A 13,024-nucleotide genomic window follows, 5' to 3' on the forward strand; every position below is an offset into this window, starting at 1 on the left:
CGGAGCGCAATGGCAATCCACTTGGCGGCGGCTGGGAACGACCCGGGCCGACAGTCGTGTTCATGGTTTCCGCGACTGCCATCACCCGCCCATCACCGAGGCATGCTCGTACTGCACGGCGTCTGGGGGTGGTTGCGGGGTCAGTGCACCGGCTGGGGGTCGGCCTCCGCGGGTGACGGCTCGGATGTCCGTCCCAGGTGGTTGACGGCGAGGTTGAGGAGGACGGCGACGACGCAGCCCGTGCTGATCCCGGAGTCGAGGATGATGCGCAGGCTCTCGGGGAAGGCGTGGTAGAAGTCCGGGGCGGCCAGGGGATGATGCCGGCGCCCAGGGAGATGGCGACGATGAGGACGTTGTCGCCGTGTTCCACCGAGGACTTGGCGAGGGTCTGCACTCCGCTGGCGGCGATGGTGCCGAAGAGGGTGATGCCGACGCCGCCCAGGACGGGCTGGGGGATGAGGGCGACGAGCGAGGCCAGCATCGGGCAGAGCCCTAGCAGGATGAGGATGCCGCCGGCTGCGGCGACGACAACGCGGCTGCGGATCTTGGTGATGGCTACCAGGCCGAGGAGGATCCAGAGCTGCTTCAGGAAGCCGCGCAGCACTCGGCGGAGGACGACCGTGATCAGAAGGCTGGCGGCGGCCAGGCCGATGTTGGTGAGGCTTCCGTAGTCGTCGGCCTTGCGGTTGCCGCCCTGGGCCCAGTTGAAGGCGACGGGTGTACCGGTGAGAGTTCTGGCCTCGGCGGCGGCGCGCGGATGAGCTGGGCGTCGACAGGACTCCCTGACCGGAGGCCCCGGCGGGGCCTGATGCAGCGGGAATCCGGCGTACGCCCGGATAGTGGATCGGCGGCCGGAACGATGATGGTGCCCCGGGTGGTGCCGTCGACCGGAGACGCCTCACGACCGTGGTGTCCACGGGATCAGGGCGGCTCCGGTCTCACGAGCCGAGTCAGTCCCTCACGGTTTCAAGACTCTGTCAAGGACCGCAAATCTCCGACCAGTTCGACGAATTGCGGTCCACCCGTAGGGCGTGTGTCGATCCGTGCCAGTCGTTGGCTCCGACCACAAAAGTGGCTGGAAAATCACGGCTTTTTTCATTGGATCGTACGTAGCCGGGAGGCAGACATTTTTGCGATCTCGAAGGGGTCGCAGTCGATGAGTGCGATGCCGCGTGGTCGCTCGGGTCGGTGGTTCGTGGTTTTCTCCAGACCCGTCGGGTGCCGTCCTCGGATTTTCAGTGTTCTGGCTTGCGGTTCGCCCTGGACCCGAGGGCGCATTGCCCACGGCGTCCCATCCTCCGCGCGGTGGCGCACCGCTCTTGAAGCCCATCCACGCTTCGGCTGCCCGGCGTTCTCATGAATGCCGGCCGGATCGGCAACGACCGGCACAGCACTTTGCCAATCGGCGGTCGTACTGCCGAAGTGCGTCACCCACTCTTGTTCATCAGGCCCTGAGGAGGGGCCTCACCCATGGACAGATCACCACGTCGGCACCTCACGCCGGACGGCCGCTCAGTTGCGTTCACGCGCGGTCGCTCACGCCGAGTTCTGGCGCTCATCTTCGCGGTAGCGACCGTCGTGATGGCCGGGAGCCCGGCCTCGGCGGCCGCCGCCCACACGACCAGGTTCGGTACCGCGGTGAACCTCGACGACAACGGCCGCGGCAGCTCCGCCGTCGCGATCGGCGATCTCAACAACGACGGGATACCAGACCTCGTGACGGCGATCCGCACCGAGGGACTCGGCGTGTTCCTCGGCTCGGGTGGCGGCCGCTTCGGCGCTGTGACTAAGTACGCGGCGCCACGCACCATGTGGAGCAAATTTCTCCACTCGGCAGTGATCCGCGATGTCAACGGCGACGGCCACATGGACGTCATCAGCCACGACGGGCGCGGCAATGTCGCTCTGGTCTGGCTCGGCGACGGCTCTGGCGCTCTCGGCGCCGGAGCGGAGGTGCAACTCAACCCGAGGCCCGGGTGCGACACCACGGGCGACAACCCGTGTGTCGCGCGCTTCCCGACCGACGTCGCCGTGGGCGACTTCGACGAGGACGGTAAGCCGGATCTCGCGACGTCCAACGCGAACACGAACAACGCCTCGGTAGTGCTCGGCAACGGCGACGGCACATTCGGCGCGGCGACGCAGTTCGGACTGGGCGGCGGTACCGGCCCACAGGGCATCGCGGCCGCCGACCTCAACGGCGATGGCCATCTGGATCTCATCACGTCAAACTCATCGAGCGGCACGCTTTCCGTGCTGCCGGGCGACGGACACGGGGGCTTCGGCACGGCGTCGAGCGTCTCGGCCGGTATGACACTGCCGTCCACGCTCAAGCTCGCCGACGTCAACGAGGATGGCAAGCTGGACGCCGTCATCGCGGCGCCCGGCACGCCGGGGCGCATCGCTGTCCTGCTCGGCGATGGCGCGAGCGGGTTCGGCACCGCGAGACTCCTGTCGGCGGGGGCGAACCTCACCTCCGCGTCGGTGTCCGACCTGAACGGCGACGGCCACGCCGACCTGGTTGCTTCCAGCTCCAGCTCGAACGAGGTCGTGGTGCTCGAGGGCAACGGCACTGGTGCGTTCGCCAGCCCGCGTGCATTCGGGCTCACCAGCGGTAGCAATCCGCAGGCCACAGCAGTAGCCGACCTCGACGGCGACGGACGTCCCGATGTCGCCACGGCCAACAGCAACAGCTCGGCGACGTTCGTCAACGACGCGTCGGTGCTGCTCAACGCGACGAAGCGGCCGCGGCCGGGAACACACCAACGGCCGTCCGACGCTCCCGGGAACGGATTCGACAGCGGCCGGCGGCTCCTGCGAGACCATCGTTGACGTGTCGTAGCCGCCGAGTCATTTCCGGCGGCTGCCCATGACACGCTGACGTGCGTCGCGGGCTCGGCGATTGCGATGATGCGATCGCCGAGCCCGTCCTCCTCATCCGGGCCCAATGCTGGCCAAAGGGCCGGAACCTGATGTGGGCTGCTGAGGAATCCGGCGATGGGGCCGAGTAGGCCAGTGAGCGCGATCGCGAGAACGTCGACCGTGGGGTCTTCGGCGGCGCAGGGCGTCCGCTTGGCGAGCGCCCACGTCTGGCCGGGGACCGCGCTCAGCGCGCCGCTGCGCGTTGGGGTGTCGTTTCCTCTACCGGTGGCCGGGCCTTGGGATCCGGCCACCGGCGTATGCGGGGCGACGGCGGGGGCATCGGACGAAGAGTCCGAGGCCGACCAGCAGGGGCACGGCCCGACACCAGAGCCCGAACGGGTCAGGAGACGGTAGTGCTCACCTGCTGGCAGCCATTCATCGAGTCTCACTCACGACCCGATGAGCCTCATTACCTAATGAACCTCACTTCCGTCGTGACGGGCTCCTGGGCCCGGGAGCGGCGGTCTACCGGGACGCGTCGGGGTACGCGGCGGTCGCGCGGATCTCGACGAGGAGCCCCGGGCTGGCGAGGCCGCTGACCCCGATGATCGTCCAGGTCGGGTAGGGGGCTTCGACGAGGCGCTGTTTGGCCTCGATGAAGCCGGGCAGGTGCTGGCGGATGTCGACGTGGTAGCTGGTGACGTCGACGAGGGCGGACATGTCGAGGTTCTCCAGCCGAAGGATCTCTTCGATCTTCCGGAGGGCGATCTCGGTCTGCTCTTCGATGGTGTCCGGGATGGTTCCGTCGGCGCGGCGGCCGATCGTTCCGGCGATGAACAAGAGGCCGTGCGCGCGGACCGCGGCGGAATAGCCGAAGCTTGCGAAGGCGCTGGTGGTTTGCCCGAAGACTGCGTTGTCCTCGGGGACCTCGACGGTGTGGATGGTCATTGCGGTGCTTCCCTTTCCTTGTTGACGGGGTCGTAGGCTCCGCGGAGTCAGTTGCCCCAGCGGAACGAACGGCAGGTGTGCTCCAACCGGGTCCGGCCGAAGGTCTCGCGTTCGCGGAGGAGTTCGCCGGGGAGCGAGTACCGGGGGGCGTTCTTCGGGTCTTTCGCGGCCTGCGCGACGATCGCGTCGGTGAGTGAGCGGCTCATGTCCAGCCGTGGATAGGCGGCGTGCAGGGCGTCGGCCTGCTCGTCGGTGACGGCGTCGACGTGGTTGGCTTCCAGTGGGTTGGCGAAGTCGAGGGCGACGCCCTTGCGGACGAGCACGCACAGCGTGCCGCGGCGTTCCGCGATGCCCGGGGAGGTGTGCAGGGCGATGGCCTGCCAGACCTGGTCGGCGTCGGCTGCGGATACTCCGCGGTCGGTCAGGAATGAGGCGGCCCGGTCGGCGCCTTCGACCTCGAACCGCTGGTTGTTCGGTCCGTCCGACGCCACGCCGAGGTCGTGCATCGCGCACGCGGCAAACAACAGGTCGTCTTGGTAGTCGTGGCCGGGGGCCAGGCCGAGGCGGCCGGCCACCAGCCGGGCGAACAGGTAACTGCGGATGCTGTGGTTGAAGACGGACGGCGTCTCCACCGGCCGGATGAGGTTCACGACGGCGTCGGCAAGCGGTGTGCCGGGCAGCGTGATCAGGTCGGCGGTTGCCTCGTGGGTAGGTCCGGTCATGTCTTCAGCCTGGCCGTGACCCCCCTGACCTGGTGAGAGGCAAAATTTCCATACTTCGATAGAATCTTGCCATGACAGTGCATCAAGTCGCGGTCCTGGCGCTGGACGGGGTCACCCCGCTCGACCTGGCGATCCCGACGCAGATCTTCACCGCCCGGCCGGAAACCGCCTACGAGATGACCCTGTGCGCGCTGGACGAGAAGGTGGCCACCACCGCGGGTTTCGCCCTGGTCGCTGGCGGGGGCCTGGAGCAGGTGCGCACCGCCGACACCGTGATCGTGCCGGGATTCGAACCGATCCTCCCGTTGCCGGACGCCGTGCTCGACGCACTGGCCGAAGCCCGCGACCGGGGCAAGCGTGTGGTGTCGATCTGCACGGGCGCCTTCGCGCTGGCCGCGGCGGGCGTACTGGACGGGCTGCACGCCACGACCCACTGGAAACACATCGACGAGTTCGAGCGGGGCTTCCCGGCCGTCACGGTCGACCGCGACGTGCTCTACGTCGACGAGGGCGATGTGCTCACCTCGGCCGGGGTGTGCTGCGGCATCGACCTCTGCCTGCACATCGTGCGCCGCGACCTGGGTGCGGAAGTGGCCAATGAGATCGCCCGCGGTCTGGTCGCCGCCCCGCACCGAGACGGTGGGCAGGCCCAGTACGTGCCGGCTCCCGTCGCGGTGGCCGGTGAGGCGTCGCTCTCCGGTACCCGGGAATGGGCCCTGCAACGGCTCGGCGAGCCGCTCACGCTGCGCGCGCTTGCCCGGCACGCGGGCGTCTCGCAGCGCACCTTCATGCGCCGGTTCGCCGAGGAGACGGGCACGACCCCGTTGCAGTGGGTGCTCAACGCCCGGCTCGGCAGGGCGCGGGAAATGCTGGAAACCACGGAGCGCTCGGTGGATCAGGTGGCGCGGGACTGCGGGCTCGGCACGGCAGCCAACCTGCGGCTGCACTTCCGGCGTGCACTGGACACCACCCCCACCGCCTACCGCCGCACCTTCACACGCTCGACGTCGCACAGTCCGGCCTTTTCACCTGCGGTCCCGCGCTCGGACTGAGAATGGCCACCACGACGCTGAAGGGTTTCGGAGGCGGGTCGCTGCCGTCCAAGCCGCCGAGCGGGCAAGGAGAAACGTTGGACCCTAGCCGTCACGAGAACGAGCTTGTGCTCGTGCCTTTGTGCTCTCCTTTCCGGACCCAGCCGTAGGCGATGCGACCTTGGACTTGGCCGTTCTGGGCGGCGGAGAGGTGCTGGCGGGCGACGCGGCGGGCGGTGTCCTCGGAGGACTTGAGCGCCAGCACGCACATCATGCGGGCCATGTGGCGCCATCAGGCCGCCGGGCGACCACGAGCCACGCGGGTTGCTCTCCGCCCTCCCGCTCCAGGTCGCGCACGGGCACGGGCAAGCCGGCGTACAAGTCCCTGGTCAAGCGGGCCTCCGCGTCCGGTTCGCCATCGTCCGCCACGCAGATGTTCGTCGGCAGGCCCATCGGGCGGCTGCTCCTCTCGTTCGCGTTGCTTGCCTCCACTGATAAGGACGCGCGGCGGGTGTTTCACGTTCACCTGAGCAGGTTTGCCCGGAAATTCCAGCGTACGAATGCCGGGCACTGCACGGGTGGTCGCTCTGGAACGGGTGGCAGTGGCAGTGGCAGTGGCCGTGTCCCTTGCGCGCCCTTCCTGGTCGGCGACCTCGACCCGGTGACAGCGCTGTCGCCGTTCGTCGCCGGGCCCGTCCTGGTGGACAACGACGTCAACTGGGCGGCCCGCGCCGAAGGCCACAGCGGCTGCGCCACAGACATCGACGACTTCGTCTACGTCCACCTGGGAGAAGGGCTGGGCTGCGCGGTGGTCCAGGACGGCGAGGTCAGGCGCGGCCATCACGGACTGGCCGGCGAGATCGCCCACCTGTACACCGCCGGCCCGGACGGCACCGCGATGCCCCTGACCGAAGTGTTCGCCACCCTCGGCCTGCGCCGGCCTGCATCAACCGCCATCGACGTCACAGCCCTACGATCCGCAATCGCAGGCGAGGACGAGTCGGCGCACCGGACCCGGACCGCCTTGGCCCGGGCGATCAGCGGCGTGCTGGCAGCCGCCGTCTCCCTCACCGACCCGGAACTGATCGTTATCGGCGGCGAATGGGGCAACTGCCCCGACATGATCGCCGCGATCGACCAGCACTTCAGCCACAGCCCGCGCCCCGTCCGCGTCGCTGCAGCCCAAATGACCGCCCCCGAACTGGCCGGAGCACGCACCCGCGCCGTGGAAGAGCTGCGGTCCCTCGTCGTCCACTCGGCACAGCCCGCCACCTACGACTGACCTCAGCCCGCGCGCGGCAGCTCCACGCGGCCGCGGTTCGCGCGCCCTTCACCGAGTGGGGTGAAGACCGACCAGCAGATGGATCGCTGGAGGCGGCGGATGGTGGGCCGGGCGTCCGAGCGGTAGAGCTTGGTCGCGCGTCGAGGACCACCGCAAACGAACAGCGCCGCCGCCAGCAGCAACTGGAGCCCGCCGATCAGGCGGCCCCAAGGGAGGTGGAACGGGCATTCGCGCACCTGCACTGGTTCCGCCGCCTACGGATCTGCTGGGAGATACGCGACGACATCCACGAAGCCTTCCTCACTCTCGGATGCACACTGATCTGCTGGCGACGCCTCAAGCTATTCCTGTAGGAGATTCAAAGGTGGCTCTCGCACCCAGGTGGACCAGAAGCGGCAGGCCGGGGGCTATGCGCGCCTTCTGCGGAGAGGACAAGTCCCCTGGCAACCAGAGCGGCTGACGAACCGTAGGCGTCTACTCTCCTCGTGGGACCAGTCTTGAGAGGATCATGTCGAGCATGACGATTGCGGACATAGCCATGGTGACAGGCGCGAACCAGGGGATCGGGCGAGAGGTGGCCCGGCAACTCGCCGCTGCGGGCATGGTCGTCTATCTCGGTGCCCGCGATCCGGAGCGGGGCCGCACGGCCGCACGCGAGTTGTCGGCTGCAGGCGACGTGCGGTTCATGCCCCTAGACGTGGCAGACCAATCGCAGGTCGACGCCGCGGCCCGGAGGATTGAGGCGGAGTGGGGCAGGCTCGACGTACTGGTGAACAACGCGGGTATCGGCGGCACCCGCCCGGCAGTGGAAGAGACCACCGCGGACGATTTCACGGATGTCATGGACGTCAACCTGCTCGGCGCGGTCCGGACGACGCACGCCCTCCTGCCGCTGTTGCACAAGGCCCAGCGTCCGCGCGTCGTGAATGTGACGAGCGGACGCGGATCGTTCACCATGAACGGTGATCCGCAGCGCATGGAATCCCGGTTGCGCGGCCTGGTCTACCCGGTCTCGAAAGCGGCCTTGAACATGCTTACCTACCAGTACGCCCGCGCCCTTCCCGGCTTCCGCATCAATGCCGTCGATCCGGGGTTCACCGCGACCGCAATCAACAACCACACTGGCACCAGCACGCCCGCGCAGAGCGCCGCGACGATCGTGCGGCTCGCCCTGGCGATCGACGGGCCCAGCGGACGGCTCTTCGACTCCACAGGTGAGATTGGCTGGTAGCGAGCTCGGATGCGCACCGACCTCCTGGCGGCGTCCGAAGTCATTTCGTTAGGAGCTCTAAGCGCGAACTGCGCGGGTATGCCTGGACCGAGAGAAGGGAAGTGGCCCTGTGGTCAAGTGGATTGTACTGGGGCTGATCCTGGCGCCGTCTGTGCTGTTCATCGTGATGATGATCGCCGTGGCGCTCAGCGCGATGCGGCCCCGCCGCGCCGCCGCGTCGTTTAGCCGCCCGAAGTCGCCTCCGGAGCCCCCGCCGAGGAACCGTCCGGCCGCATCGGCCGCCCCACCGGCACCGCCACCCACGGGCGACGAGCCGAATTCGTCACCCGAGACCACCGCCTGGCTCGATGCGTACCGACGCGCGCACCCCAACGCCACCCATGAGATGGTGATGGCAGCCGTACGCGAGCGGCGCGACGACCAGACGAAGTACCGCGGCATGTCGCCGGGCATGAAGTCCGCTTTCAAGGAGATCGAGAGGCAGCGCCGCGGGACCGGCTGGGACGGCGACTGGGCCCGGTGAGGGTGCCCCGCTCAGGCGGAGGCGGCGCGGATCCGCCCAGCGAAGTCGAAGACGCTGAGGCGTAGGGCCCGTTCCGCGTCCACGCCGCGAGGCAGATGCGTCTGGTCGCAGCCGATGGCCAGCCCCGCCAGGAACGCCGTCCGGCCCGCCTCCACGCTGCATTCCAATCGGATGCGCTTCACCGGCTCGTTCCACCAGCGACCAGCCGTTCTTGCGTTCCAACGGCGCAACCAGCCCAACCATGTACTCCAGTGCCCGGCCTCGCGGCTCCGAACGGGCAAACCGTGCAGCAAACCGCGCGTGTAGCCCCGCCAACTCCCCACGCCACGACTCGACTTGCCGCACGCCAGGCCCACAGACACTGGGACACTCAATCACACCAAACCCCACAACTGTGATTGCGGTATTAACTGAATCAGTTGAGTCGTTTTGCGGTAGTCGGCTGCCGTTCGGCGCTACCAGAGGGAGGGGGACCCGGGTGTCGAGCTGCATACGACGACGGATCGCGGGGGTGCTGGTCGCCGCGCTGCTGGCCGGGGCAGCCCTAGGCTGTTCACTGGACGAGGGCGAGCACGTCGCGGCGGTGGGCGGTGCAGGTTCGGCGTGCGAACTGCCGGTGACCTTCGAGATTCCAACGTCGTGGAAGAAATCGGAGCATGGGAACGTGGTCGACAAGGAGCGGTCGACCCGGTACGCCTCCTGCGACCTTGAATGGGGCGTTGGGAAGACGCAGATGGGTCTTTGGGCCAAGGTCTACGACAAGGGCAGGACGAGCGCGGATCCGCTCAAGGCTCTGTTCGACTACGACGGCCAGGGCATGAGCAACTACGGCGAGTACTACCACGACCAGTACACCAGCCGGCTGACGATCGCGGGGCACCCCTCCGCGGAAATGGGCTACACGGTCCAACCGCCGGCCCCGAACGTCCCGACCTTCCGAAGGCGGACGATCGCGGTTGTCACGTCCGATGCCACGATCCTGCTGGGAGTCGGCGCCAACAACCCCGGCGCCGACGAGCGCACCCGCAAGGTCTTCGACCGAGTGAAGTCCTCCCTACGGATTACCTCCTGACACCTGCAGCCTGCATGCGGTGGGGAACACTCACCTTCAGCGGGTGTCACGGTCCCCAGTGCATGGAAGTAGCGAGAGGCCCGGCCCACGCGCTGGGCCTCCCACGGCAAGGTCCGTGCCCGCGTCGAGCACGCCTTCGCCGTATGAAGACCTGGAAGATCCTGCACGACTGTCGGCTCAAGGGCGATAGCGTGCGCCATGCTCGGGATCGCCCGCCTACACAACCTCATCCTCGCCGGGCGACAGAGAACGGGCAGGTCAACACGATGCCGTAGACCATTTACGGGACAACGCTTAGGTCCCCGGAATCCTTCCGTATTCGGGCCAGATCTCGCAGTGCTTTGGTGTCGCCGCGGGGCCGTTGCAAAGTCCGGTGATCTTGTAGTCGCGCTGGTCGGACGATGCCCAGTAGGTCGAGCGGGCGGGTGAAGGGCTCGTAGGAGACGTGCCGGATGCCGGCCGCGATGTTGCGGAGTCCGGCGGCGTGGAGCGCGTTGATCGCCAGGTTGCGTAGGGTCGACATGTTTTCGGGGCCATGGCCGGTGCGAATCTTCGAGGCGTCCTCGGCGAAGGTGGTGTCGCGGACGAAGTGGAACCGATTCTCGATGGTCCGCTGCGACCTGGCGAGTTGGCCCAACCGCTGGGGCGATGCCTGATGCGAGGTCAGGTCTGTGATCGCGTAGACGGTCTGGCGGCTGACGGTTCCGGTCGTGCGGTCGGTGCGGTGGCGCAGGATGCGTACAGCCTGGGCGGCGTGGGGGAAGTCGAGGCCGAGGTCGGTCACGGTGAGGGCCCTGGTCACTCGGGTCTCCCGGCGGCCGTGGCCGATCTCCCGGTCGTAGCGGCGGGCGGTGACGTCCTTCCACGGCAGTGATCGCAGCCTGCGGTGCAGTTCGGGCTGGTTGGCCTTGACCACCAAGAGGTAGTGTGCCTTCTTCTCGTCCACCAGGAAGCGCGCATGCGCGCGCTGGGTGTGCAGGGCGTCGGCCGTGACGGTGACCCCGGTCAGGTCGAAGGGCGCCAGTAGCGCGGCGAAGCAGGTGATTTCGTTGGTCTTGTCGGGGACCCGCAGCTGGGTGACGGTTCGGCCGTCGCCGGTCATCGCGGCCGGCAGCTGGGCGGCGGGCGTCTGGCCGTGTCGGGAGCCGCGGGCGGCCTTGCCGTCGAGCGCCACCGAGTCCGAGCCGGCAGGATCAGCGCCGGTCAGATCGGCCAGGGCGTGCTGCGGCGCGTTGGCGGACCACTGGCCGACAGCCGTATACGAGCGTGCGCCGGAGACAACCGCGGAGGCGGCAACCAGCAGCACTGCCACGCACGGGTGACCCACCGCTCGACGTCGACGGGGATCCGGCAACAGCGGCAACCGCTCCACCAGCGAGAACCCGCAGTGTCCTCCAGAGCGGGCGACTTGATCAGGCAGACGGTGGCAGGCTGACGACACATCGAAGCTCCGGTGGTGCGAGGCGACTTGGGAAGGTCACCCCGTTCAACCGGGGCTTCGCTGCGTGCGTGACGGCCCAGCCCGCGCTCCTTGGACCGCCGCGACCTGCGGACTCTCAGGGCTGGTCGTACCAGGAGAACGCCGCGATCCGCCAGCCCTCCGGGGTGCGGACGAACTGGATGGTCTTGGTCCCGCCGCCCTCGAACGGCTCGCCGTCCAGGATGCCGGCCTTCCGGTACTCGCCGAAGCGCGACGCGATGTCGCCCGCGATCTCGGTTCGCTCGGAGGTCTCCCACTCCGAGAACTCGACCAACCGGCCGTCGGCGAGCAGGCGTTCGCGCGGCTCGATGAACTCGTTGCAACAGCCCTGTGCCCTGGGGTGATCTCCAGAACGTCTCTGGGATAGCGGCCAGTTAAGCCCAGGGCAGGTCGGACTCGATGATGGCGACATTCGAGGCCGGCACCCGCGTGTATTCGGCGTAACTGCCGTGGATGGTGCGTCCGAGGCCGCCCATGAGCGCCGCCACCTTAGCGCCGACGGGGAATTCACCGCCAGAGCAAGCTTTTACCAGGCCGACGCACTCGATACCGCTGACCTTGGCGGCCTCGGCCCATTCGCCCCTGAGCATGTGCAGTTAGGCGTGGTTGAGGCTGAAAGCCTTGATTTCGATCACGACGTGACCGGCCTTGGGTTCGGGTTCCGGTAGCTCCGTGTAGACGAGACTATCCGGCCACCGAATTTCTCGATCACGATGGCACGCATAACCCTCCTCCTGAAATGGCGAGGCAGCCTGCTCGTTCCCCCGGCGCGGGTCAGGTTGACGTGAGGCCGGCCGTGCCACGGCCTCCTGCGACCGGGTCAGGTGATAGTGCGGCTGAGGAAGTCGCGGATGTGCTGGGTGATGGTCTCCAGATGGCTCTCCAGGGCGAAGTGTCCGGATTCGATCAGGTGGATCTCGGCCTTGGGCAGGTCCCGCTGGAAGGCTTTCGCGCCCTCCGGGCCGAAGATCTCGTCATTCGCGCCCCAGACGGACAGCAGCGGCACCTGGGAGTCGCGGAAGTACTGCTGCACGGCCGGGTAGAGGTCCACGTTGGTGGGGTAGTCGCGGAAGAGCTTGAGCTGGATCTCCTCGTTGCCCGGCCGGTCGAGCAGTGCCTGGTCGTGGACCCAGTTGTCGGGGCTGACGAGGCTTTGGTCGGCGACACCGTTCACGTACTGCCAGCGGGTGACCTCGGCGGTCAGCGCGCCGCGCACCGGAGCTTCGGTTTCCGCGCTCGGCGCCTTGGCGTAGGCGAACAGGCCGTCCCAGAAGGGCTTGACGAAGCCCTCGGTGTAGGCATTGCCGTTTTGAGTGATGATCGCGGTGATGCGCTGTGGGTCCCGCAGCGCAAGCCGCCACCCGATGGGTGCGCCGTAGTCCTGTACATACATGGCAAACCGGCTAACACCCAGGCGGTCGAGCAACCCCGAGGTGATCGAGGTGAGGGCGTCAAAGGTGTAGGAGAACTCATCGACGCTCGGCATCGCCGACTGGCCGAAGCCGATGTGATCGGGTGCGATGAGCCGGTAGCGATCCGAGAGGGCCGGGATCAGATTCCGGAACATGTGCGAGCTTGTCGGAAAGCCGTGCAGCAGGACCACGACGGGCGCCTGAGCGTCACCGGCCTCCCGGTAGAACACCTCCAAGCCCTTGACGGCCACAGTACGGTGATGCACGGCGTATGCCATCGTTCTGGCCCTTTCGTTCAGCGCGACACGAAAGCCGAACCGGACAGCGGCACCGCCCTGAACTGGGCGGGACGACGTAGAAGCGGGCCGGCAGCGGTGAGCCGTCCGCGTGATCGAAACTCCTGCACGCGGTGGTCATCCGATGCTTGCTGTAGCCCGCACGCGATTGCCGCCGGCCAGCCG

Annotated in this window: 15 protein-coding genes and 4 pseudogenes; 8 read left to right on the forward strand and 11 right to left on the reverse strand. The window is 67.9% G+C overall.

Annotated elements, in window-relative coordinates; translation table 11 throughout:
• Nucleotides 1–140 precede the first annotated feature (140 nt).
• Nucleotides 141–718 (reverse strand): annotated as a pseudogene (locus tag CG747_RS41745) (solute carrier family 23 protein); the annotation flags it as partial.
• 920 nt (nt 719–1,638) lie between these two features.
• Between CG747_RS41745 and CG747_RS41750 the strand changes: the two are divergent.
• Nucleotides 1,639–2,832 carry a VCBS repeat-containing protein gene (locus tag CG747_RS41750; RefSeq protein WP_180985945.1) on the forward strand — a complete coding sequence of 398 codons (1,194 nt, stop codon included), beginning with the start codon at nt 1,639–1,641 and terminating at the stop codon, nt 2,830–2,832.
• Nucleotides 2,833–3,387: 555 nt separating this feature from the next.
• On the opposite strand, the gene CG747_RS41755 is transcribed toward CG747_RS41750, so the two are convergent.
• Entirely contained in the window at nt 3,388–3,810 is a 423-nt protein-coding gene (locus CG747_RS41755; RefSeq protein ID WP_100607126.1) for a RidA family protein, read from the reverse strand.
• 47 nt (nt 3,811–3,857) lie between these two features.
• Complete coding sequence (locus CG747_RS41760) at nt 3,858–4,532, reverse strand: HD domain-containing protein (RefSeq protein ID WP_100607127.1); 675 nt, start codon at nt 4,530–4,532, stop codon at nt 3,858–3,860.
• Nucleotides 4,533–4,603: 71 nt separating this feature from the next.
• Between CG747_RS41760 and CG747_RS41765 the strand changes: the two genes are divergently transcribed.
• A complete protein-coding gene (locus tag CG747_RS41765; RefSeq protein ID WP_100607128.1) occupies nt 4,604–5,584 on the forward strand; it encodes a GlxA family transcriptional regulator in 981 nt (326 codons plus the stop codon).
• A 91-nt stretch (nt 5,585–5,675) separates the two neighbouring features.
• On the opposite strand, the gene CG747_RS48550 is transcribed toward CG747_RS41765, so the two are convergent.
• Nucleotides 5,676–5,846: a hypothetical protein gene (locus CG747_RS48550; protein WP_180985946.1), complete on the reverse strand. Its 171-nt coding sequence runs from the start codon at nt 5,844–5,846 to the stop codon at nt 5,676–5,678.
• 378 nt (nt 5,847–6,224) lie between these two features.
• Here CG747_RS48550 and CG747_RS41770 point away from each other — a divergent pair, with 378 nt between their 5' ends.
• A complete protein-coding gene (locus tag CG747_RS41770; RefSeq protein WP_257981080.1) occupies nt 6,225–6,845 on the forward strand; it encodes an ROK family protein in 621 nt (206 codons plus the stop codon).
• Nucleotides 6,846–6,847: 2 nt separating this feature from the next.
• On the opposite strand, the gene CG747_RS48555 is transcribed toward CG747_RS41770, so the two are convergent.
• The gene (locus CG747_RS48555; protein ID WP_180985953.1) at nt 6,848–7,081 is read right to left on the reverse strand and encodes a hypothetical protein; all 234 of its coding nucleotides are present in this window, start codon (nt 7,079–7,081) and stop codon (nt 6,848–6,850) included.
• Here CG747_RS48555 and CG747_RS41775 point away from each other — a divergent pair.
• From CG747_RS41775 to CG747_RS41785, 3 genes and pseudogenes are all read left to right on the forward strand, one after another.
• A pseudogene (locus CG747_RS41775) lies at nt 7,061–7,198 on the forward strand (IS5/IS1182 family transposase); the annotation flags it as partial. The gene CG747_RS48555 and the pseudogene CG747_RS41775 sit on opposite strands and share 21 nt — an antisense overlap.
• 164 nt (nt 7,199–7,362) lie before the next feature.
• Nucleotides 7,363–8,076 (forward strand): SDR family NAD(P)-dependent oxidoreductase, encoded by a 714-nt coding sequence (locus tag CG747_RS41780; protein ID WP_257981081.1) that lies wholly within the window; start codon nt 7,363–7,365, stop codon nt 8,074–8,076.
• Between the two features lie 109 nt (nt 8,077–8,185).
• Nucleotides 8,186–8,599 carry a hypothetical protein gene (locus CG747_RS41785; protein WP_100607130.1) on the forward strand — a complete coding sequence of 138 codons (414 nt, stop codon included), beginning with the start codon at nt 8,186–8,188 and terminating at the stop codon, nt 8,597–8,599.
• An 11-nt stretch (nt 8,600–8,610) separates the two neighbouring features.
• Here CG747_RS41785 and CG747_RS48560 read toward each other — a convergent pair whose 3' ends face one another.
• Entirely contained in the window at nt 8,611–8,781 is a 171-nt protein-coding gene (locus tag CG747_RS48560; protein ID WP_180985947.1) for a hypothetical protein, read from the reverse strand.
• Nucleotides 8,753–8,944 (reverse strand): annotated as a pseudogene (locus tag CG747_RS50295) (IS701 family transposase); the annotation flags it as partial. The gene CG747_RS48560 and the pseudogene CG747_RS50295, both read right to left, overlap by 29 nt.
• A gap of 133 nt (nt 8,945–9,077) precedes the next feature.
• Between CG747_RS50295 and CG747_RS41790 the strand changes: the two are divergent.
• Nucleotides 9,078–9,671 (forward strand): lipoprotein, encoded by a 594-nt coding sequence (locus tag CG747_RS41790; protein WP_257981082.1) that lies wholly within the window; start codon nt 9,078–9,080, stop codon nt 9,669–9,671.
• A 99-nt stretch (nt 9,672–9,770) separates the two neighbouring features.
• Nucleotides 9,771–9,911 (forward strand): annotated as a pseudogene (locus tag CG747_RS41795) (IS5/IS1182 family transposase); the annotation flags it as partial.
• A 40-nt stretch (nt 9,912–9,951) separates the two neighbouring features.
• On the opposite strand, the gene CG747_RS41800 reads toward CG747_RS41795, so the two are convergent.
• From CG747_RS41800 to CG747_RS41815, 4 genes are all read right to left on the reverse strand, one after another.
• Nucleotides 9,952–11,112 carry an ISAs1 family transposase gene (locus tag CG747_RS41800; protein ID WP_308303843.1) on the reverse strand — a complete coding sequence of 387 codons (1,161 nt, stop codon included), beginning with the start codon at nt 11,110–11,112 and terminating at the stop codon, nt 9,952–9,954.
• Nucleotides 11,113–11,227: 115 nt separating this feature from the next.
• Nucleotides 11,228–11,425, reverse strand: coding sequence for a hypothetical protein (locus CG747_RS41805; RefSeq protein WP_374701887.1), 198 nt, complete (start codon nt 11,423–11,425; stop codon nt 11,228–11,230).
• A gap of 100 nt (nt 11,426–11,525) precedes the next feature.
• Nucleotides 11,526–11,741: a hypothetical protein gene (locus tag CG747_RS51180; protein WP_374701888.1), complete on the reverse strand. Its 216-nt coding sequence runs from the start codon at nt 11,739–11,741 to the stop codon at nt 11,526–11,528.
• A 230-nt stretch (nt 11,742–11,971) separates the two neighbouring features.
• Nucleotides 11,972–12,841 carry an alpha/beta fold hydrolase gene (locus CG747_RS41815; RefSeq protein ID WP_100607132.1) on the reverse strand — a complete coding sequence of 290 codons (870 nt, stop codon included), beginning with the start codon at nt 12,839–12,841 and terminating at the stop codon, nt 11,972–11,974.
• Nucleotides 12,842–13,024: the final 183 nt, after the last annotated feature.

The organism is Streptomyces sp. CB02959 (assembly GCF_002803155.1).
In the GTDB taxonomy this organism is placed as follows: domain Bacteria; phylum Actinomycetota; class Actinomycetes; order Streptomycetales; family Streptomycetaceae; genus Streptomyces.